Genomic DNA, 25,493 nt, shown 5'->3' with positions numbered 1-25,493 from the left:
ATGATAAATGCAAAGGTAGTATATGACAACAATATTGGTAAAGAGGAAAAAGGTTTAATAGCTTCTTGGGGATTCTCGGTTTTTATTAGAAGTCATGGAAGATCTATATTATTTGACACTGGCGCTGATTCTAAAATACTTATTAATAATATTAATCAATTAGGTTTAAATGTGGAGGATATTCATTCGATAGTTATCTCCCATACACATGGTGACCATATTGGAGGCCTGCGGGGTTTATTAAAGACCAATCCAAGCCCCAATGTTTATATTCCAGGAAGATATAGTGCACTACAGAGTAATTCATATAATGTAATCGAAGGTTGCCAGAAGATCTATGAAGGCATATTTATTATAAACTATGATAATAGTCAGGCTCTCATATTTACAGAAGATGAAAACATGACTATTTTTGTTTCTAGGACACCTTTAAGAGCATTGAAAATTATAAAAAAAGCTTATGAGACAATGAAAAAAGATATTAATTGTGCATTTTGTGGTTTTTGTCTTCATAGTCCATTAGAAACAGAGAAAGCAGCTAAATTTTTACATGATATTGGTGTTAAAAAAATTGTTATTTGTCATTGCTCAGATGAATTAGATAAAAAGATTTTAGATAAAAAATTTGAATGTATAAAAGCAGGAGTTGGAACAACTATTAAAATTTGAGTTATAAATTTTTATTTTTAAAACAAGATTTAATTTAAATAAAATTAATTATTATTAAATAAATTTATTAATAAAATTATGATAAAGATAAATTTGGAGGTGACATTGAGATGGAAAGAAAATGGATAATCGGATGTATTGTTCTTCTGCTTGTTATAGCAGGAGGTATTATAGCCTATGAGTTTGGAATACAACCCGAATCAAATAAAATATATGTAGTTACAACAAGTAGTGACATAGCTGACATAGCTAAAGCAGTGGGTGGAGAAAAAATAGAAGTTCAAAATATTGTTCCTCCTGCCCAATGTCCTGGACATTTTGATATTAAACCAGAAACAATGGAAACTTTAAAAAAAGCCAAGTTGTTTTTAAGACATGATTATGATAGTCAAAAATTTAGTGATAAATTAGTAAAATCATCAGGAAATACTAATGTTACAATTGTTACAGTTGGAATGATGAATGCAACATTTATGACACCACCAATGCGTATTGTTGGTATAGATAATGTTACTAATGCCCTTATTAAAATAGATCCTAAAAATGCCAATTATTATAAACAAAGAGCTGAAGCTTTAAAATTGGAAACTAAAAAAATAGCAGCAGAACAGAAAAAAAGATTAAATCAATATGGTGCCAATAAGACAAAAGTTATTGTAGCATTATACCAAACAGGATTTGCTAAATGGGCTGGATTTGAAATAGTGGCAGTTTATCCTCCAGATATACCTATGGGAAAAGTAAAACAATTAATTGAAAGAGGACGTCAAGAAGGAGCTGAATTAGTGATAGACAATCTACAATCACCTGACAGAGCAGCAGCTAACGCCATATCTAAAGAATTAAATATCCCTATGGTAACATTGAGTAACTATCCTGGAGGAATGGAAGGCACAAGTACATGGAAAGATTCCTTCATTAAAAATGTAGACTTGATTATAATGCAACTACAAAAGATACATAAAAAACACTGAAATTGTGAATAATATGGAAAAAGATATAGTGATTTCTTTAAACAAAGTCGCTGTTTCGTATCGTGATGAAATAGCACTGAGGGATGTTACTTTAAAAATAAAACAGGGAGAATTAGTTGGAATTGCTGGCCCCAATGGGGCCGGCAAAACTACTCTTCTTACAGCAATCAATGGTTTAGCTACATTAGTACATGGAGAAGTTAAAGTACTTGGATATAAAATGTCAGCAGGAAAAAAAGGAAGAGATTTTCGCCTTGACTGGAAGATAGCTCAATTAAGAAAAAAAATTGGATATGTACCTCAGGGACTAAATATCGACCCACGAGTTCCTATTTCTGTAAAAGAAGCTGTTATGATAGGGCGTTATGGTCACATTGGTCTAGGAAGACGACCAAAAAAGGAAGATTGGGATATAGTTAATGAAGTAATGAAACTCATAGGAATAATGAATTTAGCAAATAAACCAGTTGGCCATCTGTCAGGAGGTGAAAAACAAAAAGTTTCTATTGCAAGAGCATTAGCACAAAAACCATCAATTTTATTGTTAGATGAGCCTACTTCTTTTTTAGATTGGCGTTCTCGTATAGAAATACTTCGACTCATAAAGGAGATACATGAAAAATATAATTTAACAACATTATTTGTGACTCATGATCCTATAGACACCTTTAATATTTGTAATAGAGTAGTTTTATTAAATAAAGGGGAGATAGTGGCCACAGGCCACCCTAATAAAGTATTCTCTCCAAAAAATCTCCGAAATGTTTATGGTGTCAACTTGGAGGAAATTACTAATGCTACTAGACATCTTAACATCTAATTTTATATTACGCGCATTATTAGTTGGACTTTTGGGTGGAGTTTCATGCTCAATGATTGGTGTCCTAGTGACAAGTTTACGTTTATCATTTATTGGGCCAGTTATTTCACATGCTGCATTTGCTGGTGGTATAGTCTCCATGTTTGTAGGCATTGATCCACTAATAGGTGCTTTTTTGTTCAGTTTATTATCGGCGGCATTAACAGGTCCATTAATTGATAGAGGAGAAATTAGCCCAGATACTTCGTTAGGCATAATATTCGCCATTGCAATTGGCATTGCTTTTCTATTTATGGGTTTGATGCCTTATGCTGAAAGAACAGAGTCATATTCACTGATTTGGGGTAGCATTTTAACAGTTACAGACTTTGATTTGATAGTTTTGGTAATCACATCTTTATTTATAATAACCACCATTGTTCTTTTTTATAAAGAGTTTCAAGCTATTATTTTTGATCGTGAAATTGCTCTCTCTGTAGGATTGCCAGCATATTGGCTATTTTATGGTATTCTATTTTTAACAGGTTTAAGCGTTGCTGCCACCATTCAGCCTATTGGTGGGTTATTAGTATTTAGTTTAATAATAACTCCTGCAGCAACATCTTACAATTTAACTGACAACTTAAAGGACTTATTTATTATGTCAGCAATTTTAGGAGTTCTCTCATGTTGGGTAGGTATATTTTTATCATATATTTTTAATCTCCCTAGTGGTGCATCTATTGTTACAATTTCTGCAATAATATTTTTAATAAGCGATTTTTTCAAAAAAGCTAAAATCAATGAAGTTAAAAAAAGGTGTTCTAAATGATGATTTTTTTAGATTTGTTTAAAATGTTTTCCTATGACTTCATGAGACAAGCTCTCCTAATAGGAACAATAGGAGGTTTTACATGTGGGATGTTAGGAGTTATGGTAGTTGGAATGGGTTTATCTTTGATTGGTATAACTATTGCACATGCCGCATTTTTAGGCAGTGTTATTGCATTTTTCATTGGAATAAACCCCTTAATTGGAGCAATCGTTTGTAGTATTATAGTATCTGCAATTATAGGTCCATTAAGTGATAAAAGGGAGTTAAATCCTGATACAGTCATGGGATTTGTTGTTGCCATCGCACATGGCTTAGCTTTTCTTCTTATGGGCCTAATGGTATCAGCCAAAACAGAAGCACTGAATTTGATGTGGGGGAATGCCATAGGGATGGATATAAATGCCTTAATGATTGTTATTGCTTCGTTTATATTAGTAGTAGGTAGTACAAGTCTTTTTTATAAAGAGTTTCAAGCTATTATTTTTGATCGTGAAATTGCTCTCTCTGTAGGATTGCCAGCATGTTTAATATATTATGGAATTATTTTTTTGATTGGCTTAACAGTTACTGCCAATTTAGAGTCAATAGGCGGACTGTTAGTATCTACATTAATAATATGTCCAGCTGCAGCTGCTTATCAAGTAACACATAATTTAAAACATTTATTTTGTGTTGCAGGGTTTTTTGGAGGATTATCTTGTTTTTTAGGAATTATATTTTCTTATCTTCTAAACACTCCATGTGGAGCAGTAATAGTACTTATATCGGCCACAATATTTTTTATAACTAATTTAATTTCACCAAAATATAGAACAAAAACAATTCAAAGTTAATTTTCCTCGTCATCAAAAAATTTCTTCTGTAAAATTATTTAATAAAGGTTGTTTTACACATCATGCAAACTTAAACCATTTTAAGTATATAAGTGGAAAAATATGCTTTCAAAGCTAAAAATATTAGAACGTGATTAAAATTATTTGATTGGAAAATTCACAATAAAATTTTTAGAGGAGGTAAAGATGAAACAAGTTATAGTTGTTAGAGATGACATTAAGATGTCTAAAGGTAAATTGATAGCTCAGGCATGTCATGCATCACTTGAATCATTTAAAAATGCAGAAAAAAATAAAATAAAAAAATGGGAATCTGAGGGTGCAAAAAAAGTTGTTCTTAAAGTAAAAACTTTGGATGAATTACTTAAAATTTATGAGGCTGTAAAAAATTCTGGACTACCACATTATCTTGTGAAGGATGCAGGACATACAGAATTGCCACCAGGTACAATAACATGTTTAGGCATAGGACCTGACGATGATAAAAAAATTGACAAAATAACTGGAAATCTTAAATTACTGAAATGAAAGAACGTAAATTTTATAATCTTTATTTTGGTAGACTAGCTTTCCAAACTTGGGTTTTTTCATATTTGATCTTATAACCACATATTTCACTTTGTCCTTTTTTATATCTTCTTCAGTAAATTTATTTTCCAAATATTTTTTTATACAAAGTGTTCGAACCATTCCAGGTGCATATCCCCCAGCAGAAACTGGTTGCCTTGCAATCGAAACTATCATTGGTTCTAATTTATAATCAGCACTTATAACTACACTCTTTTTATCACCATATTTTTCAAACCATTTCACAACCTGATATTGGCTTTCAGTAATTACAGGCTTCAAAGATTTTATTGTTGAATATCCAGAAATAATAGATGCAAAAATCAGTGCCAAAATCAATAACAGTCTAATTTTTCTATTTTCAATTTTTAAAATTGTGAGGCTTGCCAAAGTAGCCAATGGGTAAATTGCAAAATAGAGTATTCTATCAACAAGTAATTTAACACCAAAGATGTAAAGCATTGAAATTGACAACGTTGTTATCAGCCAAACTAGTATAAAAACATTGTTTTCTCTTCTTTTTTGAAATGCAAAGTAAATACCTGGCAATGCAAAGATGGATGGAATTATTCCAAGAACCATTGGATATCTTGTTGGAGGTATTATTTCAGGTGGTGGAGGTCTGAATAAATATCCATATTTTAATATAAGTGGGATAAACCAAATACTCAGAATTATAGTGCTAACAACAAGCATTATCCAATAATTTTTATTTCTTCTTTTTGCTAGTGTAAATATTGTTAAAATTGTTAAGGTAATGCCTGCAGTTAGAAGATGTGTTAAAAAACTCAAACCTAAAAATATTCCAGCAATTATACTACTTTTTTGAGTGTTTTTAAAATAAAAATAAAATGCAGCTGGCACAAAAATCATTGCCATTGTTTCTGGTATTGGTAACATCATCCTGAAAAATAATGGTGATAAAAATAACATAAATCCAGATAAAACTGCCATTCTGGCATCATATATTTTACTTATAAAATATGTAAATGATAACATTGTTAGAGCTGCAAACACAGGTTGTAAGAATTTTGCAAGTAATAGTGGGTTTAAATTTAAAATCCATGCAAAAAAAGAAAGAAAATAATGAAATAATGGAGGATAATAAATTGGTCTTCCATATGGTGCACAAGTTAAATTATCCCAAAAAGTTGGCCAGCTTTCTAACTGAAGTTTAGCCACATGAACATGATAAAATATATCCCAGCTTAAAGGCCATTGATATTTTAAAGTTGGTATTAATGCTAAAAGCAAATACAGTAAAGATGGTATAAATATTTTTAGTTCATTTTTTTTCATATGCACTCCTTATACTTGTTTTAGAATCTGGTATAATTTCGAGTTCTCTTTTGTACACAGAGACTCTTCCTTCAACATTTATAAATTTTTTGCTAAATTCTTCAATTATGATACCATTATCTTTCATTTTTTCTGCAAGAGACGAAAAGATTACTACAGGTATTAATCCACTGCAATCCCTAACTGTTAAAAAATATGTACCGCTCTTAGACTTTGAAATCTTCTCAACAAAACCACTGATCTTTATTTTTTTACCAATACTTTCCTGCCCTATTTGGTCTATCTTAACTTCAGGTGTCAGTGACATGTTGGAAGTAATGATTATCCCAATAATACCTACTAATACACCAACTCCTGCAATTAAAGATATATCTCTGTCATCCATCATTTACCTCAAGTCATTTTTTAAATACACTTTCTTCTAGTCTTTTTATTCTTTCTTCAATAGATTTAAACTTTCTATTTGTATGTTCTCTATATTCATTGAATCTATGTTCTAACTCATCTATGTTTCTAAAAACAGCGTTTAACCGCTTTTCTAATTTTGAAATGTCGTCTTTAGTTGCTAGTGACCAATCTTTTATTAATTCATCACTTTTCTCTTCTAAAAATGCATCTATTTTTTTTGATATTGTATCTGTACTGATTGGTACTTCTTTCACTTTAGACATTATTTTGTCACCAATTTTATATGCCTTCTTAGTCATTTCTCCTTCTCTCCTACCAAGCACTCTAGACTTCACTACATCTATTTGCCTTGGTTCATTTATGTAATAATATATTAAAAGCAATATTGCACCTGCCAAAATTAGAACAGCCAACAATTCTGCAGGACTCATAATCTCACTCCTAGAATTTCTTTAATCTTCTTTCTAATTCCGATTCTTTATTTTTTATCTTTTTAAGCATTTCTTGTAATTTTTTAAATTCTGTTTGTGCTTCAAGTCTAGATAATCTAACTTCAATTTCATTTTGTAGATACCTGATTTGCTTCATTAATTTAGATGTATCTTTTCTTATTTTTGCTAATTTCTCTTGCTGGTCTTTAGGCAATGTAATGGCTGACTCCATTAATTTCTTTGCTTCAATGTCTTTTTCAACTAATGCTATTTTTTTTAATTCAATTTCCTTTTCCAATAATTTTACATTATTTTCAGCTTCTCTAACGCGTCTCCATTGAATTGCAACTATTATTATTGTTAAAAATGCCAAAAAAGATAGTATTAATATCATTATTTTATCTGGGGGTAAATATTGATCCATCCACTCACCTAAAATTTTTGTAGTTTACATAGGTTCCTGCACAGAATTTTTCAATAAAAAATTTTCTAAAATTTGTTAAGTAAGTATATTCCTTTTAATACTTTTGTAGTATAAAAAACTTTCGGCTTTCCTAATAAAACTAAATTTGTTTAAGTTTTACATTCCTTAATTAATTTAATTCCCCATTTAACTAATTTTTTTGCATCTTCTTTGTTTTTACTTTCAGCAAAACATCTAAATATAGGCTCAGTGCCAGATGGACGCATGATTACCCAGCCTTCATCCTTAAATACTTTAACACCATCAGTTGTATCTATATTTTTCACAGATGGGTCATTTTCAACCTTTTCCAACAATTTTTTCAGTACCTCGTCTTTCATTTCTTCTGGACACTCAACTTTCTCTTTTTCTGAATAATATTGTGGAAGTTCTGCAACAAGTTTTGAAAGTGGTTTTTTCTCTTCTGCCATTATTTCAACTATTTTAGCAGCTGAAAGTGCTCCATCTCGCCCATATACAAAGTCTGGAAATATAAGTCCTCCGTTTTCTTCTCCGCCAAACAAACCATTTCTTCTTTTTAATTCTCTAGCAACTAATAGATCTCCAACAGGCGTTGTTACAACCTCTCCACCATACTCTTCTGCTACATCATATATAACCGATGAAGTTGCAACCGTTGTTACAATCAATCCACCGCCATTATCTTGTAACATCTTTTTTTCCACTAGTGCAAATGTTTTGTCACCATAAACAAAATTTCCATTCTCGTCTATACATATAGCCCTATCAGCGTCCCCATCATGTGCAATTCCAATATCTGCTCCAACTGCCTTAACAGTCTCCATTAAATCTTTTAAATTTTCTTCTGTAGGCTCTGGATTTCTACCTGGGAAAAATCCATCTGGCTGACAATTTAAAGTAATTACTTCACATCCAAGTTCTCTTAAGACATAAGGAGTTACATAAGATGCAGCTCCACAACCAGCATCCACTACAACTTTTATGTTTGAATCCTCTATTACATCTTTGTTAACTCTCTTTATGATTTCGTTCTTGTATTCATCAAGTATATCCACATTTTCTATCTTACCAATGTTTTCCCATTTAACTCTCTTAAATTTGTTCTTAAAAAACAAATTTTCAACTTTATCTTCCATATTTTTTGGTATACCTATTCCATCTTCATCTACAAATTTTATTCCATTATATTGAGGAGGATTATGTGAAGCAGTTATAATAACTCCACCATCATAATAATTTCTTACAGCATATTGGACTGCTGGTGTAGGTAAAATACCAAGATCTACAACATCACAACCACTAGAAAGTAAACCTGCTATTACTGCGTGTTTGATCATGATTGTAGAAGTTCTTGTATCTCCACCAACTGCTATTTTACCATCAACTAATGATCCATAGGCACAAGCTAACTTTGATGCAAATTCTGGTGTTAATCCTTTGTTTGCTATTTTTCTTACACCAAATGTTCCAAATAATTTCCCCATGTTTTTCCTCCCTTAAAATTTCAATTTAAGTGTTATGATTTCAAAAGGTTTAATTTTGAGGTATATTTTATTATTTTCTACTTTTAAATTTTTATTAAATTCATTAGTTTTTCTTTCTAACATGTCGACAGTTTCTACATTTTTAGGTTTTTTAAATAGCTTAATCTTAACATCGCTTTCAATGCCAGCAGCCTCGTAGAATCTTATAATTACAGAATCATCCCTTTCTGATTTTTTGAACGCTGTTAATATTACGTTATCAGGTTCTATTTTTAGGAAGGATTTTTTGTTTTCAGAAACTTTTTTATTAATTTGAAATCCAATTAATCCATAATTAAATTCATACCCTTGCTTATAGACTTTACTATCTTTCCAATTACCTGTATGTGGATAAATGGAATACCAAAATTCATATCTTTTAAATTCTCTTGCATCAGGGACAGGGATTACAGGACCAGGTTTTCCATCAGTTGAAAGAACATCTACAGATCTCAATAATGTGAGATATATTGTCCTATCTCTTATTTCATGTTCTGGGTTCCCAAAATTGATTAATGCTACACCTATCTTCCCATTACTATAATCTATCCACCGAAGTGTTGGGTAGACACCACTAGGTTTTTCTTTCCAATCTTTTGGATTAAAATAATATTGATTTGTTTTTCTAGTTATAGCACCAAATTGAGTATCTGATTTATATGTTGGTTCATCAATTGGTGTATTAAACTTAACTCTAAGTCTGGTCCTTGGATGTCTATTTTCGACATCTATAACAAAATCTATCCTTGGAATATCTCTATACACAATAATTTTTTTCTTACATTTCAGGAATTTATGTCTCCAAATTCTTGGTTTCCATTTTTTTGTTAATCTATATGGCCATCTCAAAGAATAATAATCCACAGCAATGTTAATAATTTTTCTTAATTTCGATCCAGTTATTTTAATGTCTTTAACTTTGAATGCACCGTACTTTATACCTTCACCTGACTCTGTTTTTAATGGACCACTAATCCCCTCTTTATGATAGTATAAATCGCCTATTTCTTCTTCAATCACAATTTCATTTCCTTCACATATTTCTTCGCCATTTTTCACAATTTTAATCAAACCAGTATCTGGGGAGAATTTAATTTCAAAAAATTTATTGCGGACGCTATTATCACTAACTTCCAGAACACCTGTCTTTGATTTTGGGGGTCGCTGTAATATCTTATATATTTTATAACCAAGGGCAGGAACTTCTGCAATAAAACCAATTTTGGCTGTCTTTATAGAACCATCGTCATACTTCCTAAATTTTATAACTTCCACATCTATTTCTTCTTCACCACATTTCAGTCCCTTGATATCTTTTATAGCTCCTTTATCAAATTTTAAATCTACTTCTACCCAATTTTTTGAGTCCCATGACAATGGATTATATACTACAACGTCTCCTTCCTTATCTCCCTTCTCAACTATTGACATCAAAATTTGTGGAGTTAAATCATTTAATAATCTTTCTAAAGATTTTATATTTTCTTTAACTTCATTATAACACACATCTACGCCAGTTCCAGGAGCTACATCATGAAATGCCATAAATAACAATTTTTTCCATGATTCAGGAAGCTCCTCTGGATAATGTGAATTTAACAAAAAATTAATTGTTGAGAATCTTTCAAAGGTATAAAGCCAATTTTCAAATTTTCTTAGTGCTTTTTTTATCCATATTCTACTGGATGCAACGTCTGGAAATACTTCGGAATATTTACCACTATACATTTCACCTTTTCTTATTGGTAAATCAGGATTTAAATCCTCTAATGACTTAAAAAATTCTTTAGGTGTAGAAATTTTTATTTTTGAATTTTTATGGCTTCTGTTCCACTTTTTAACAAATTCAATTGTTTCTTTTTGAGGCATTGTAACTCCGCTACCAGAGGGCATCAATATGTGATTAGTTGCTGATAGTTCCTTTAATTTTTTAAAGTTTTCATCTATTTTTTCGAGATTTAACCCAGCCCTATATCCAAGTGGCATAAAATGTGATAAAATTCGTGTACCATCTAATCCTTCCCACAAAAATTCAGATGGATTATTCTCAGGAGAACCTCTACGAAATGCTAAATATTTGTATCCACATTTCCTATAAATTTGAGGTAATTGAGCATTGAGACCAAAACTATCTGCTTGCCACATTACATCAACATCTACACCAAATTTTTCCTTTACATAATTTTTACCCACCATTATTTCTCTTACTAATGTTTCTTCCTGTGGCAACATTGTGTCTGCCATTAAATATTCTCCATCTGCGATTTCTATCCTGCCTTCTTTTATATATTTCTTTATTTTTTTAAACATCTTAGGATATCTTTTTTCAATTTCTTCAAGAAGGTATACCTGCTCTAACAGAAATTTGTATTCCTCAGAATTTTCAATCAATTTTAAAACTTTCTTTAAAATCATGTCAATATTAATGTAGAAATAGTCTTCTTTTGTGAAAACCCACACAGCATCATAATGGGTATGTGGAACTAAATGGATAACATACTTATTATTAGACATTTTTATCACTCAAAATGAATTTTTTTATAACTTTTGACCATCCTTTTGGTCCAACGCCATTAGCTCTATATAGGTTCTTAATTTTTAAATTTACCCATTTACCATCTTGTCCCTTCACTATTGCAGGAATGTCTACAACTCTTAGCATAGGTTCATCTGTATAGGAATCACCAATGCCTATCGTTTTTACTTCCCTATATTTTTCTTTATAGAATTTTGTTAATAATTTAACAGCTTTTCCTTTGTCAGCGTTTTTACCAAATACATGGATAAATTTTCCACCTATTACTACATTAAATTTTTTCTTTAGTTCTTCAATTGCTTTATTTTCAGCCTCTACAATAGTCTCACTAAACTCCCTATTTTTTGCTAATTTTGAATCTTTAAAATTAAGACCTGTAACTTCTGAAATTTCTTTGATACTCATGTCCTGATACCCGATTATATGATATTTTCTTTGAAGTTTTTCTATTTCTTCTCGTATTTTATTTATTTTAGTTCCTAACACTATAACCTCATAATCATCTATAACTTTTCCCTTACGTGATCCAAAGTAATTTTTTGGTATGTATATGGCCGACCCATCTTCAACAATGAAAGGGTCCTTGATTCCAATTTTTTTCCTTATAACTTCTTGTTCATATTTAGTTTTTGCAGAACAAAACACTATAGGAATCTCTTTTTCCTTCAATATCTCTAATACATCTTTTGCATCTTCATATGAATACCTACTGTCAAGTAAAGTATTATCTAGATCTGTAAAAATAACATACAAAATAATCACCTTAATTCTATAAATCCTTCAGAATCCCTTACAATTTCAATAAAAGATTTTTCATCTAAAGTTTCTATTGGAGACATCATAATATTTTTCTTTGGTTCTTCTTTATCTTTCAATACATTTCTTTTCTTCAACTCTTCAATTATTTCAAGCTTTATGTTTTTATTGGCTAGCTTACTATGATATATCGTTGACAAAGAATCGTGGATCATATTATTTATATGTTCTTTCCCCTTGTTTTCATGAATATGTGGATTCAATGTTTCTATCTGGAATATCTCAACAATTTTGTTTCCATCTGATTTCCCAAAATTCTCAAGAATATAAATAATTTCAAATGGTTCAATAGAATAACCAGAAGAATATGCTAGTTTATTAGCAAGTTCAATACTCATAGCATGTTCGCCAGAATTAGCTGTCTTCATTATTGTAGTTTTATACCCAAAATAATGTCCTATGAGTTTATTTAAGAATTTGTTTGTTACTCGTGACACACGACCCCATCTTTTAAAGTAAACTTTGTTTTTTATTAATTTAGGCTTATATTTCCATCTAAGCCTTACCATAGAATATGGAGATTTTGACATTTTAATGCCTGCAGCAAAATCCAAAACATATTCATAAATCGAAGATGGTAGATAATTATCTGCATCTACAAATCCAACATATTTACTTCCAATTGCTTTTGCCACTAAAATACCAATTATCATGCCTTCTCCTTTGCCATCTCTCACAAATTCACCTTTGCCATTGAGTATATCATAATATTTTAATTCTTTAAACGCTAGGGCAACATTTGGGTCTTTTTGGTGGATATACATTATAGGATGTTCTGTGACATTGTAAAATTGTTTAACAACTTCCTTTTCAACTTTACATCTTTTTTCATTGCTATTTGACACTACAATTATTGGACAATTATGAGGGATTGAACGTAATGCACCATCAAATAAATTAATTCTTTCGTTTTTTATTGGAATTACAATAGAAAGATCATTTAAAACTTTATGTAAATCTGATTTTGAAAAAGTGTAAAACAAAGGATTATCAGATAATTCGGAATCCAATTTGATAACTCGTTGTATATCATAAAGTTTGACAGCGCCAATAGTTTCAAAATGCCTTGGAGTTTCAATTAGCATTTTTAACTCACCGGTTGTCAATATTTTTTAGCTTGTAATATTTTTGTACATACAACAACATTAAATTTTCTTTAATACATCTCATGATAAGAGGAAAAATTTTATCAAGAATTGAAATAAGTAAAAATTTTAGAAGTAAAAAATTATTTTATTGCCAATTTACTAAAATTTAGCTCGATTGGTGGTAAAGTGAATGTAAAGCTAAGTGTTCCTTCATTATTTGGGACTTTAATAATAACAATGATATTGGTAGCTTTAATTTTTGGTCCAAATCCTCAACCAACAGTTCTGGTGCTAGATGAAAATGTCACACACATGAATATACCTGGATATAAGGTGTATACTATATCTGATTTAGACATTGTTGGTGGATTTTATCTTTTACATGCTGCATACTCTCAAGAATTTGATGTCGTAATATTAGGTAAATTCAACTTACCAAAAAATGAACTGAGAAAGCAGAATTTAATTGATTCTTTGGAGGTAATTAAAGCAGACAAAAAATTCATTATTGTTGATGATAATAGGAAAGGAGAAGTTGGAAAAGCTATTATGACAATGTCTAAAAACGAGAAAAACGTAATATTATCTAAAGACCCTGTAAAGACCGCTGAAAACCTCAAAAATAAAATAAATAAACACCGTATTTTAAATTTCCCAAGTTTATTTATAATAGCAGCAATAATAGAAGCTATATTATCTTTTATTTTGGTTGGAGTTTTAGCTTTTTGGATAACTAAATATTCTCTTGAAAATAATTTAAAAAATTCATTAATATTCATAGTTGGGATAATTTGTATCACAGAAGCAGTATTTCTTTATACAAGCAGATTATTTGGTATGCCTATAATTTCACATGCGAGAGATCGTTTAACCGCTGCAAGTTTGATACCAGGGCTTGGTGGTGGAAATCTCGTTAGGATGTTCGTTGCACTCATAGCTTCATGTTTTGCTATTTATAGATCTAAAATAAAGATAAATTGGAGAATATCTCTTGCAACCATTGTTATCTTATTTTTATTAATTTCCTTTACATTTGGAATTGTAAATTTCTTAATATTTGTAATGACTGGTGAAGGAAGTGGTACATATTTACGAATCCCCTATGTTTTACAACTTATCTTAAAATTAAGCTATGTAATTAAAGATATTAGTCTTGCAGAAACATGCGGTGTTACTGTAAGTAGAGGTTTGGTTATTTGCATAGCATCTGCAATAATATTCACGGTTATGAATGAAATTAAGAAAGAAATTAGAAGTGTTTTTATGATAATTTTAATGTTTTTATTTGCTAGAGGCTTAACAAGGATAGGGGATATGAATCCATTATCTCTAATAATGTCTATTATACCTGGAATTATTATAGGTTTGGGAGTTGTAGAATTGATTCAATTGACTAAAAGAAAGAATTTAAAATTATTTTTTAGAAAGAAGGTGAGATAAAAAAGTTGTAAAAATGAATGTTAAGAAAAAAACTAATGTTATTATTTCTAACTCTTCCATTTATGACCTCCTAGCTTTAGCTTAATCTTCAATGGCCTCAAAAACATATATTCCATCTTCAGTTTCATGCTCAAGTTCTATTAATTCTTCTTTGAATTTTTCTACATCTACTGTAGTTGTCAAGTCACTAAACATTTTACTCTCAAGTTTGATATGAAGAACACAATCATTGTTTAATATAACCTCTCCAGGTATATATGCCATGCCAATAGAAATTCTGACAATGTCTCCTTCCTTTACATTGTCTCTAATGTAGTCACATATCTCACTACATGTTGCTTGTTTTTCAATTTTTTTCATTACAACCACCAAATAAAATTTTGTAATGTAAATTATTTAAGATTAACTCATCTGTCTAACAAAATAAATATAAATTTTATAAAAGCTTTTCCCAAAATATTAATAATGTGAAGGTAACTACTGGACCTAAGAAGAATGTTGCAAATTTTAGGTGATTTAATGCGTTGTAAAGCTTTAACAAAGCTTGTTGATTATCTTAAATATAAATCAAATGTGGATGATGGTGTAAGACCTTTATCTAGAGATAAATCTAAGAGTTTTGAAATATCCACTGATAAGTTTCATGAATTTAAAGCTCCAAAAAATTGTAGAATTGCATTTGTAGATGGTGGAAATCAAGAAATTATTGGAACTCCAAAGATTTCAATACAATTTAATCGTATATGTTTTAGTATTTTTAAAGGAAAGGAACATGAGAAACGAAATTCCAAAATTCCACGAAAAATTGAATTTTTATCAGTAACATGTGCTGAATTAAAAAATGGAGAAATACATTACGAAACAAAGTTATTTCCACTAAAAGAAGAATATAAAAGATTTTTACCACATGATGAACATTTATCATTTACTTCCAAAAAAAGAGCAACTACTTTTCATGATTTGAGTAGGGTTGAATCTATATCTAGAAGATTTGCTGAATTATCATTTTCAAAATATGTATTAGAGAAAGAACTAAGTAAAGATGATATTTTGGTTAAGGATGGTTCTCTTCAGGTAACATTTTCTAAAGAGGATAAATATCTTGAGTCTTGCCTGGATGTAGCAAGTAAAAACAATCTATATTTCTTAGGTATTTCAAAAACTTGTCGACGTATAACAAACAGTGGTGTACCACTAATAAGGGCATTGCAACATTGCTCAAAAAAAGTTGGAAAAAAGCGCTGGTGTTATTATCCATTAGAAGAATATAACCTAAATAATCATAAAATTACTGTAGGGGCTGTTAAGTTTAGTCCTGAGTCACGTATTTTTAGATTTGACATTTATAGTCCAAAATCAAAAATTTTGGAAATTCTATCAGCAATAGTGCCAAATACTCAGGATTCATTTATTCATGGATATCCTTATGGACTAGTTAAAGTAGATTCAGAGGCAAGGGTTAGAAAAAATGAAGTTGAGATATTTAAGGCAAGATTATTGCAATTAATCCACAAATATGGTGAACTAAAAGAAAACATACTTGCAGATATGAGGGCAGTGGACATGCATGACATTCTTGATGAAAATTCATTGTTGTGGTGAATTTTATGGATGATAATGAAGTAGCAGGGCAAATAATAGGAGGAAATTCATCAAAAATTTTAGTTAGAGGAAAATTTGGCAAAAGACTTGAACTTGGGGATTTATTAATTGCCGATGAAAATAATGGTAATAAAATTTTACTACAAGTTAAAAATCTTGAATATCGTTCTCAAATACCACAAGAGAGAAGAGAATTGATATCAGGACTTCAATTGGAACATGAAGATGAAAGTACAACATTTATTGAGCCAGAACTTAGAAATTATATTATAGCTGAAGCAAAACCTTTACTTTATATACATAATAATTCCAGAAATGCAAAAGCCCCAAAATCATTACCTCCATTCTTTAAAAAAGTTAGACGTGTGAAAGAAGAAGATTTAAAATTTTTGAGTAAGCCAAAACATCCTCTTTATTTAGGTGAGGTGAGAAGTGGTTCTCAAAAATTAAATTTACCTGTTTATATTGACTATAAGCATGCAATACCTCACCATATACTCATACCTGCAACTACAGGAAGAGGTAAAAGTAATTTAGTAAAGGTAATGCTTTGGAATTTAGTTGATGAAAACGTTGGAATACTTGTTTTAGATCCACATGATGAATACTATGGAAGAGGAAATACAAAAGGTTTAAAAGATCATCCAAGACATGAAGAAGTATTATATTATTCACCTAATCCTCCTAGAGGTGGGTTAGAATTAAAAATTAATAAAAAATATTTAAAACCAAAACATTTCCAAGGAACTGTTTCTTTTACAGATGCCCAATGGCAGGCAATGCACAAATTTTATAAAGAATTTAAAGATGAATGGATAATTAAAATAGAAGAGATGGAGAGAATTGGAGAAGAAATTCACGGTGTAAAAAAGCCAACAATAGCTGCAACCAATAGAAAACTGAATCATGTACTTAGCCATGAAGATGTTTTTGTTGAAAACGGAAGAAACGTTATCGAAGACATTGTTAATAATTTAGAGAAAGGTAAAATTGTCATAATTGATACTTCACAAATGAGTGAAGAAGCAGGAATACTTGTGGGTAGTGCAATAATAGAGAATATTTTTAGAAGATACCAAAGATATAAGGCAGAAGGTGAATTAAATAAAAAACCTGTGATAGGGATTGTAGTTGAAGAAGCTCCAAGAATACTTGGCAAAGATGTACTTAAAGATGGACAAAATATATATGCAACAATAGCTAGGGAAGGACGTAAATTTAACATTGGACTAATAGCAATAACTCAATTAGTCACACCAATTCCCAAAAGTATATTGGCAAATATGAATACAAAAATAATTCTTGGTAATGAAATGCCATCGGAAAGATCAGAAATAATTGGAAGTTCTCCACAAGATTTATCAGATGATGATAGAGCTATAGCTAGTTTGGATAAGGGAGAAGCAATTGTGAGTAGTATATTCACAAAATTTGCTGTTCCTATCTATATACCTCTTTTTGAGGATTATATTGAAAAAGATTTAGAGAAATCAGATGATCAGGAATATGATATTGACCCTCTATGAAATTTTCTTTTAATTAAAAAAATTTATAAAAGAAAATTAGTATCTTACTTCAAAATTTCTAAATTCTCCCTTGTATTTTTCCCATTTTACATCTACATTTGTAACCTTTGCTAGAGGTGGTCCTTCCCTACAAAATTCAATTACTTTTTCTACATCTTCTTTTTCTCCTTCTAAAACTGCTTCAACTCTTCCATCAGGGAGATTGCGTACCCAACCTTTTACACCATGCTTTTCTGCTACTTTTTTAGTATTTGCTCTGAAGAATACTCCTTGCACTCTTCCGCTAATAAATATATGAGCCCTAACTTTCAAGATTTTTTACCTCCTTATTTATTCATAATTTTATTGGCACTAGATTTTTATTTTTAAAAGTTTTTCAATTAAGAATATTTCTTTCATCAAAATTATTTGAATTAGAAAGTTTTGAAAAATTTTATATAAGTATTACTCAATAATCCTAATGTAGTAATAACAAAAAGGAGGTGAAAAGTTGAGGAAGTTTTTAGTGATTGCATTGTTTGCAGTGTTTTTATTGATTTCAGGGGCTTTTGCTGAAAATGTGACTCAACAACAACAAGGAAAAGTACAAGTATTCATGATTGGATCTTCTAGTGCATGTAAATCTTATGTTGAAATAGCGAAAACGATTACTAATGAAACAAATGGTACTGTAAAGTTTCAAATTAGATCAACAACCCAGATGAATAACTTAAAAGAAACTGACATTAAGAATCTGGTGAATTCATCAGATATTATTTTAGCAGAATGGGGTACAGAACTTGGTAATTCATTATATCCTGTTGTAACGAAATATCCTTCAATAATAGATAATAAAATATTTTTAGTTTTTGAAAGTGATCCTAAACTTGTAAAATTAAGTCAAATAGGGAAAACTAAATGTTTTGAGAATGTAAGTGATAAAGACATTGGGACATATGACACAGTGGGATCTCTTATTGGAGCATGTCATGACGGCGATGTAAATTGCCTACTTAGTTATAAACAGAAATATCCAAATAACAAAGGATTACATGCTTGGATAGATGCTGCAGTATATTATGCAGCTAAAGGAAAAGATAACCTTATAAATCAGGTGAAATGGGCATTAAAGAAATTATATGAAATAAGAGGATGGATATTCCCACAAGAATGGGAGCCAGAACCAGTCAAACTTGGATTTGGCAAAGAGTTTCTGTATAGGGATGGTGAAATATTCAGTAAGGAAGATTATTTCAAAAAATACCCACTAGATCCAAAAAAACCTACTGTAGCTATATTGACATATCTTAGTTATTCAGGAGAAGTATATGCAGAGAATGCTTTCCAACAAATTATTGATAAGCTTGTTGAGAAAGGAATGAACGTAATTCCTATTGTTGGTACTTGGTCAGACATATTAACTCTCAATGAAACTCAAGTTACAGAGTTGGCAAAAACATTGCTTGAGCCAGGACAAAATTTAAAACTTACAGCAGTTAAAGGAATAGGAAATTACACAGATTCTGATAAAATTTGTGGTGTTAGAACTGATACTAAAGCAAAGGTGTATGAATTCCAAATACTTGACAAAGATGGTAGAGTTGTAAAAGAAGTAAAAATAAGTAATATTCAGCCAGCAAATGTGTATTCAGCATTAGTTAAGTTTTTAACTGACGCAAATAATACAGTGCAATATGAGTTCGAACCTTGGAAATATCCTGTAAAGTGTGATGCAATAATAGACTTGTTACCTTTCTTAACAGGTTCTTCACCATCATGGAAACAAGTTCTCAATTTCTTCAATAATTCAAATGTTCCTGTATTTAGGGCAATGGTTACCACAGGAGGATATAGAACATTAGGCCAGTGGTTGGTATCTGATGAAGGTTTCAGTTGGGCCGCTGTTTATTGGCAATGTGCACAACCAGAAATGCAGGGCCAAATAGAGCCAATAGCAATTGGTGTAGGTGAGATTCATAGAGATAATGATACTGGGGCTGAATGGGATGTCACAATTCCAATACCTGACAGAATAGAAAAATTAGCAAACAGAGTATATAACTGGTGTCTACTCAAGCACTTACCAAATAAAGATAAAAAAATAGCAATTGTTTATTACAATTACCCACCAGGAAAGCAAAATATAGGGGCAAGTTATCTAAATGTTCCAGAAACCATAATAAATATTTTAAAAAGATTAAAACAGGAAGGTTACAACGTAAGTGGAATACCAAAAAATGCAGATGAACTAGTATCTATATTGCTAGAGCGTGGAATTAATACTGCAAGTTGGGCTAAAGGATTCATAGAGAAACTTGCAAACAATCCTAATACAATTTTATGGCCTTTAGAAGAATACAAAAAATGGTTCAAGAAATTAAATCCAATAGCTCAGAAAGAAGTAATTGAAGGACCAACTGGTTACATAGAGGAATTAACTAAGGCAGCGGTTGAATATATTAAGAAAGGAGATCCAAAGGTTAAAGATGAATTAATCAAAGTTATAAATAGATGGAACCAAGAGATGATATCTAATGCTAAAACCACAGATAAAGCAGATAGGGCTATAGATTTAATAAACAAAATGACTTCCGCATTGATTGAAATTATAGATAAAGTAAGTAATAATACAGATCCTACAGATTCTTGGAAGAAATTCTATGATGCAAAGAATGCATTCCTAGCATTAAAATTACCAGGACTTTGTGGATGGGGACAACCAGAGGAAAATCCTCTTGTGGTAACAAAAAATGGCACAAAATACTTCATAATTCCAGGAATATTATTTGGAAACATATTCATTGGTCCAGAACCATTGAGAGGTTGGGATCAAGACATATCAAAACTTTATCACTCAACAGTTGTTCCGCCACCACACAGTTATTTAGCATGGTATGCATGGGTTAACTATGTGTTTAAAGCAAATGCCCAGATTCATGTTGGAAGACATGCTACCTATGAGTGGACACCAAGAAAACAATATGCATTAGCGAGCTTTGATTATCCAGACATATGTATTGGTGAAACTCCTAGCATTTATATTTACATTGTAGATGGTGTAGGAGAAGGCATGCAAGCCAAAAGAAGAGGACTTTCAGTGATAGTAGATCATTTAACACCGCCAATGATAACGACTAAACTTTACAGTGGATTAAAAGAATTGGCAGGGCTTGTTGATTTATATGAAAAAGTGCCTGAAGGGAATCCACTAAAAGATGAATACGCTAAAGCAATAAGACAAAAAATTAAAGAATTAAATCTTGCAACAGATTTAGGTTTAAATCCTGAGAATATCACCGATGAAGACATTGATAAGGTCCATGATTATCTAATAAACTTACAATCAACTTTAATGCCTTATGGATTACATAGTTTTGGAGAAAATTGGACAGATGACGAAATTGCATTGCTAGTTTCTTCAATGTTGTCACCAGATAGCGAATCAGATCCGTCAATACAACATTTACTTTCTGATTTACATGGCTTTAATTGGAAAAAATTAACATTGACACAAGCAGAATTATTAAATAATGAAACAATTTCATTAATAAAAGAACTGCTCAAAGGCAAAACTCCAGAAGAATTGACAATCAACATAACAGATGTTAAACTAAGAGAAGCCATGAAAAATAAATTAACACTTGCAATGACTTATGTTTCATTATTAAAAATAAGTCCTAGTAAAGAAATGGATTCACTTATAGATGCATTAAATGGTGGCTACATAGAACCCGCAAAAGGTGGGGATCCAGTAAGAGTATCATCTTCATTACCAACAGGAAGAAACTTCTATGCTCAAGATGATAATACATTACCAACACCAGTCGCCTGGGATCTTGGTAAAAGACTGGCAGATATGGCATTAGCACAAATGGAAAAAATACCGGAAAAAATAGCAGCAGTTGTTTGGTGTGTAGAAACAGCAAGAGATGATGGGGCAATGGCATCATTTGTATTAAGGATGTTGGGTGTAGAACCAAAACCTGATGATAAAACATGGCTTGGTGGAGGACGTTTACAATATTTAGTTCCAACACCACTCAATAAACTTCTTGAAGATTTAAACAAAGTTAGACGATCAATGGGGCTTTCAAATGTGACAGTGAGACCAAGAGTGGACGTAATCACAACTACAAGTGGATTGTTCAGAGATCTATTCCCCAACCTTTTAGCAAAAATGGATTTAGCATTTAGAATAGCATTAGCAGCTTCATATTCAACTATAACAGAGAAATACCCTGAATTAAAAGATGAATTAAATAAAGCATTGGAACCATTAATAATAGGACAATTCTACCAAGCAAAGAATTTAACAGACCTTCTAAATAAATATGACCTTAAAGAACCATTAGAGCTAAATTATGTTGCAAAACATTGGGTAGAACTCGTTAAAAAAGGATTTGACGGTGACACAGCAATAACAAGAATATTTGCACCACCTGTAGGTGACTATGGAGCTGGAATTACCCACGCTGTTGAACAAGCATGGACATGGCAAAACAGAAGTGAGTTAGCTGATATATACTTACGTAGAATGTCACATGCATATTCAAACACTGTCTGGGGATTATCAAGGCAAGATTTATTTGAAGAATTACTCAAGGGTGTCAGTGTTGCATATCATAGTAGGTCAACAAATCTTTATGGAGTTCTTGACAATGATGATTACTATGATTACTTCGGCGGACTAAGTATGGCAATAGAAAAAGTAAATGGTGGAAAAGCACCTCAGCTCAATGTACTTTATTATGCAAATCCAGCAGTTCCACAAATAATGTCACTACAACAATTTATGCTAAGAGAAATGAGAACAAGATATCTTAATCCAGAATGGATTAAAGGAATGATGAAGGAAGGTTACAGTGGTGCAAGATACATAAGTAATAAATTTGTTGCATACTTATGGGGATGGCAAGTAACAACACCTCACCTAGTCCAAGATTGGATGTGGAATGAAATTGTAGATGTATATGTGAAAGACAAATACAACATTGGAGTATCACAATGGCTATCAACTGGAAATAGAGCATATGCAATGATAAGCATCATAGGTACATTACTTACAGCAGCCCACAGAGGCTTCTGGCATCCATCTACAGAAACTCTTAGATTCCTTACAAATAGATGGGCTACTCTAATAGCCAGATATGGACCAGCATGCTGTGATTGCAGTTGTGGAAATATAGCTATGATAAGATGGGCATTAAACTATGTAAATCCAAATCTATTAAATTCAGTAAGATCTCAGCTATATATAGCAACAAAAAATGCTGCATTTGCTCCTTCAATCCCAGGAGCTCCAACAACACCACAACCTTCAATTCCAGGAGCACCATCACAACTAGGAGCTCCAACTGCATTAGGAAGAGTAGGAATTGGAACTGCAGCAACAAGGGGAGTTTCACCAGGAATTTCAGGTCCTTCAGGTAGAGTTGGTGGTGAAATTGGTGCAAGAGGAGCAGCTCAAGCTGCTGGAGCAGGAGGTAAAGCAGGAATTACAGGTGCTGCAGCAGGAAAAGCATATGAGATTACACCAGTGTCTAAAGGAATTGGAAAGCCAGGAATTCCATTCGCAGGAATAATCGGAGTTATAATATTGATTGCATTAATAGCAGCAGGATATCTATTGAGAAGGCCGGAGAAATGATTTTCTTATTTTTTTAATTTCTTTTTTTGTTCTTTTTTATAAACAGAATTTTTGTTAAAAAATGAAAAGAAAATAGCAATTAAAAAACAGATTTCCACCCCATCAGGGATTGAGAAATAAGAAAAGTATTATATAAATGAAATATAAAACTAACACTTGTTCTAAAAATATACAAACTCTTCTTTTACTCTTTCTCTCTCCAATGCAATAATACCTAGAAAAAAACTATATATACTTCATACTACTTTTTTCATACGAGATGACTTCCCATACAATTACAAGGCTGAAAGAGCTAGTAAGATAGTTAAGAAAGTAAATCCAAGAGGAACATCGAAAGGATTAAGCTATAAGAATAAGTTAAAAGATATTATATATCAGCATGTAGAATATTGTTAAGGGGATGGGGTAGCCCTGATAGCCTGCCTGAGAGAAAACCTCTACTCAGAACTATTTCCTGTAGGGATATAGTCTCTGGGCAAGTTTTCTCTATGAAGCAGGAAGCTCCGTAGGGAGTAGCTCAATTCGGGGAGGAAAGGACATGATAGGCATCATGGCAGATTCTCATGATAATTTAGATGCAATAGATAAGGCTGTTGAATTTTTCAATAGACAAAATGTGGACATTGTATTACATGCTGGAGATTTAATATCGCCATTTACAGCGCCAAGGTTTGAAAAACTTAAAATGAGATTTGAGGCTGTATTTGGTAACAATGATGGAGAAAAGGATGGATTAAGAAAAGCATTTAATAAATTATGTGATCTAAGTGATTTTAAAATCATAAATTTTGAAGGATTAAAAATAGCATTACTTCATGGTACCGATGAAAGGATTGTAAAATGTATTTTAAAATCAGGAGAATTTGATGTTGTTGTAAGAGGACATACACATGAAGCTAAAATTGATGAGGTGAACAATACTTTATTAATAAATCCTGGTGAAACATGTGGCTATGTTTCAGGGAAGAAAACTATTGCAATTTTGGATCCAGACACTTTAAAGCCCAAAATAATTGAGTTAGAGTAATATGAAACATAAAAAATCAATAATACTTATAATAATAAGTATCAGTCTTCTAGGATTAATGTTAATTTTTATTGGGCCAGAAAAAATCGTAAATGATATTAGGAAGGCAGATCCTCTCTATTTGTCTTTGGCTGTTGCTGTTCACATGCTTACTCTTTATTTATGGATGGTTAGGTGGAGAATAGCAGTTGTTGCAGCAAAAATTAAAACCAAAAATCAACCTCTTTTCAGAATTCTTGTTCTTGGATTAGCTACAAATAATATTACTCCAGCAAAAAGTGGTGGAGAGGCATTAAGAGCATATTTATTGTCTAAATATTCAAAAACACCCTTTGAGTCATCTTTTGCAACAGTTTTAATAGATAAGGGATTAGATACTTTCCCACTAATTTTACTTTCAATAATTTCACTATTTCACATGATTTTAGTTTTTAGATTTTCTTTATGGCTTGTGATAGGTTTATTAATAACGTTGTTCGCTGTAGTATTTTCATTTTTCATCATTTTATATGTTTCAGTGAAACCAGAATTAGGTAAAAAAGTTAAGAGAGGTATCATGCGCATAGCACGTATATTTTACAAACATAAAAGTAAGAAGTTGAGTAAGCTGGAAAGTAGAATAAGTGATGCAATTGTCAAATATCAGGATGCTGTTAGACTCATGATAAAAAATAAAAATGTTATATATGTTGCTCTCCCCTTGTCCTTTGTAATTTGGTTTTTGGAAATTATAAGAATTTGGGCAGTATTTTGGGCATTTGGTGTATATATTTCACCAATAATAATTGCAGAAGTTATGATAGTGGCAACTTTAGTTAGCATGGTACCAATTTTCCCTGGTGGCTTAGGAGCAATAGAGGGTCTCATGATATTATTTTATTCTATGGCTGGAGTACCATTGCCATTAAGTGCTGCCATAACGATAGTTGAGCGTTTAATATCTTTTTGGCTCACGATTTTTTTAGGAGTAGCAACATTGCCATATTTTGGATCAGACATGGTTGGAAAAGTATTTAAATAAGTAAATGTAAGAAAAATTGGCAGGAGGG

Annotated in this window: 22 protein-coding genes; 12 read left to right on the top strand and 10 right to left on the bottom strand. The window is 31.4% G+C overall.

Annotated features, from left to right (window positions below):
• The 6 genes from ACZ5LY_RS01335 to pth2 all read left to right on the top strand — a co-directional run bounded on the left by ACZ5LY_RS01335 (position 1) and on the right by pth2 (position 4,638).
• Complete coding sequence (locus ACZ5LY_RS01335) at positions 1–669, top strand: MBL fold metallo-hydrolase (protein WP_013413635.1); 669 nt, start codon at positions 1–3, stop codon at positions 667–669.
• 110 nt (positions 670–779) lie between these two features.
• Positions 780–1,643, top strand: a complete 864-nt coding sequence (locus ACZ5LY_RS01330) for a metal ABC transporter substrate-binding protein (RefSeq protein WP_013413634.1) — start codon at positions 780–782, stop codon at positions 1,641–1,643.
• Between the two features lie 13 nt (positions 1,644–1,656).
• Positions 1,657–2,463 (top strand): ABC transporter ATP-binding protein, encoded by an 807-nt coding sequence (locus tag ACZ5LY_RS01325; RefSeq protein ID WP_464577715.1) that lies wholly within the window; start codon positions 1,657–1,659, stop codon positions 2,461–2,463.
• Positions 2,438–3,274, top strand: coding sequence for a metal ABC transporter permease (locus ACZ5LY_RS01320; protein ID WP_464577714.1), 837 nt, complete (start codon positions 2,438–2,440; stop codon positions 3,272–3,274). The genes ACZ5LY_RS01325 and ACZ5LY_RS01320 overlap by 26 nt, the downstream gene beginning before the upstream one ends.
• Positions 3,271–4,110: a metal ABC transporter permease gene (locus ACZ5LY_RS01315; RefSeq protein ID WP_464577713.1), complete on the top strand. Its 840-nt coding sequence runs from the start codon at positions 3,271–3,273 to the stop codon at positions 4,108–4,110. Before ACZ5LY_RS01320 ends, ACZ5LY_RS01315 begins: the two co-directional genes overlap by 4 nt.
• Before the next feature lie 186 nt (positions 4,111–4,296).
• Positions 4,297–4,638 (top strand): aminoacyl-tRNA hydrolase, encoded by a 342-nt coding sequence (gene pth2, locus ACZ5LY_RS01310; protein WP_013413630.1) that lies wholly within the window; start codon positions 4,297–4,299, stop codon positions 4,636–4,638.
• Here the strand turns inward: pth2 and ACZ5LY_RS01305 are convergent.
• The 8 genes from ACZ5LY_RS01305 to mpgS form a co-directional block, all read right to left on the bottom strand.
• Positions 4,627–5,976, bottom strand: a complete 1,350-nt coding sequence (locus ACZ5LY_RS01305; RefSeq protein WP_464577712.1) for an ArnT family glycosyltransferase — start codon at positions 5,974–5,976, stop codon at positions 4,627–4,629. The two genes, pth2 and ACZ5LY_RS01305, sit on opposite strands and share 12 nt — an antisense overlap.
• On the bottom strand, positions 5,963–6,361 hold the full coding sequence (locus ACZ5LY_RS01300; RefSeq protein ID WP_464577711.1) for an OB-fold nucleic acid binding domain-containing protein: 399 nt from the start codon (positions 6,359–6,361) through the stop codon (positions 5,963–5,965). The genes ACZ5LY_RS01305 and ACZ5LY_RS01300 overlap by 14 nt, the downstream gene beginning before the upstream one ends.
• A gap of 13 nt (positions 6,362–6,374) precedes the next feature.
• Complete coding sequence (locus ACZ5LY_RS01295; protein WP_013413627.1) at positions 6,375–6,815, bottom strand: hypothetical protein; 441 nt, start codon at positions 6,813–6,815, stop codon at positions 6,375–6,377.
• 10 nt (positions 6,816–6,825) lie between these two features.
• On the bottom strand, positions 6,826–7,239 hold the full coding sequence (locus ACZ5LY_RS01290; RefSeq protein WP_013413626.1) for a hypothetical protein: 414 nt from the start codon (positions 7,237–7,239) through the stop codon (positions 6,826–6,828).
• Positions 7,240–7,388: 149 nt separating this feature from the next.
• Positions 7,389–8,744: a phosphoglucosamine mutase gene (gene glmM / locus ACZ5LY_RS01285; protein WP_464577710.1), complete on the bottom strand. Its 1,356-nt coding sequence runs from the start codon at positions 8,742–8,744 to the stop codon at positions 7,389–7,391.
• A 12-nt stretch (positions 8,745–8,756) separates the two neighbouring features.
• On the bottom strand, positions 8,757–11,297 hold the full coding sequence (locus tag ACZ5LY_RS01280; protein ID WP_464577709.1) for an alpha-mannosidase: 2,541 nt from the start codon (positions 11,295–11,297) through the stop codon (positions 8,757–8,759).
• Positions 11,290–12,081 (bottom strand): HAD-IIB family hydrolase, encoded by a 792-nt coding sequence (locus tag ACZ5LY_RS01275; protein ID WP_464577708.1) that lies wholly within the window; start codon positions 12,079–12,081, stop codon positions 11,290–11,292. Before ACZ5LY_RS01275 ends, ACZ5LY_RS01280 begins: the two co-directional genes overlap by 8 nt.
• Positions 12,078–13,220 carry a mannosyl-3-phosphoglycerate synthase gene (mpgS, locus tag ACZ5LY_RS01270; RefSeq protein WP_464577707.1) on the bottom strand — a complete coding sequence of 381 codons (1,143 nt, stop codon included), beginning with the start codon at positions 13,218–13,220 and terminating at the stop codon, positions 12,078–12,080. The genes ACZ5LY_RS01275 and mpgS overlap by 4 nt, the downstream gene beginning before the upstream one ends.
• Before the next feature lie 189 nt (positions 13,221–13,409).
• Between mpgS and ACZ5LY_RS01265 the strand changes: the two genes are divergently transcribed.
• The gene (locus tag ACZ5LY_RS01265; RefSeq protein WP_013413621.1) at positions 13,410–14,663 is read left to right on the top strand and encodes a hypothetical protein; all 1,254 of its coding nucleotides are present in this window, start codon (positions 13,410–13,412) and stop codon (positions 14,661–14,663) included.
• Between the two features lie 81 nt (positions 14,664–14,744).
• Here the strand turns inward: ACZ5LY_RS01265 and ACZ5LY_RS01260 are convergent, their stop codons facing one another.
• Entirely contained in the window at positions 14,745–15,023 is a 279-nt protein-coding gene (locus tag ACZ5LY_RS01260; RefSeq protein WP_013413620.1) for a DUF2097 domain-containing protein, read from the bottom strand.
• A 159-nt stretch (positions 15,024–15,182) separates the two neighbouring features.
• On the opposite strand from ACZ5LY_RS01260, the gene ACZ5LY_RS01255 reads away from it, so the two are divergent.
• Together ACZ5LY_RS01255 and ACZ5LY_RS01250 are read left to right on the top strand one after the other, a co-directional pair.
• A complete protein-coding gene (locus ACZ5LY_RS01255) occupies positions 15,183–16,265 on the top strand; it encodes a DNA double-strand break repair nuclease NurA (protein ID WP_048060550.1) in 1,083 nt (360 codons plus the stop codon).
• Between the two features lie 5 nt (positions 16,266–16,270).
• The gene (locus tag ACZ5LY_RS01250) at positions 16,271–17,791 is read left to right on the top strand and encodes an ATP-binding protein (RefSeq protein ID WP_464577706.1); all 1,521 of its coding nucleotides are present in this window, start codon (positions 16,271–16,273) and stop codon (positions 17,789–17,791) included.
• Between the two features lie 36 nt (positions 17,792–17,827).
• Here the strand turns inward: ACZ5LY_RS01250 and ACZ5LY_RS01245 are convergent, their stop codons facing one another.
• Positions 17,828–18,103: an acylphosphatase gene (locus ACZ5LY_RS01245; protein ID WP_013413617.1), complete on the bottom strand. Its 276-nt coding sequence runs from the start codon at positions 18,101–18,103 to the stop codon at positions 17,828–17,830.
• A gap of 178 nt (positions 18,104–18,281) precedes the next feature.
• Between ACZ5LY_RS01245 and ACZ5LY_RS01240 the strand changes: the two genes are divergently transcribed.
• The 3 genes from ACZ5LY_RS01240 (at position 18,282) to ACZ5LY_RS01230 (ending at position 25,465) form a co-directional block, all read left to right on the top strand.
• Entirely contained in the window at positions 18,282–23,417 is a 5,136-nt protein-coding gene (locus ACZ5LY_RS01240) for a cobaltochelatase subunit CobN (protein WP_464577705.1), read from the top strand.
• A gap of 538 nt (positions 23,418–23,955) precedes the next feature.
• Positions 23,956–24,444 carry a metallophosphoesterase gene (locus tag ACZ5LY_RS01235; protein WP_013413615.1) on the top strand — a complete coding sequence of 163 codons (489 nt, stop codon included), beginning with the start codon at positions 23,956–23,958 and terminating at the stop codon, positions 24,442–24,444.
• 1 nt (position 24,445) lies between these two features.
• On the top strand, positions 24,446–25,465 hold the full coding sequence (locus ACZ5LY_RS01230; protein WP_013413614.1) for a UPF0104 family protein: 1,020 nt from the start codon (positions 24,446–24,448) through the stop codon (positions 25,463–25,465).
• The last annotated feature ends 28 nt before the right edge of the window (positions 25,466–25,493 follow it).

It is taken from the genome of Methanothermus sociabilis, from assembly GCF_055392295.1.
Note: the sequence above shows the minus strand (reverse complement) of the source record. Positions and strands in the feature narration are given on the sequence as shown.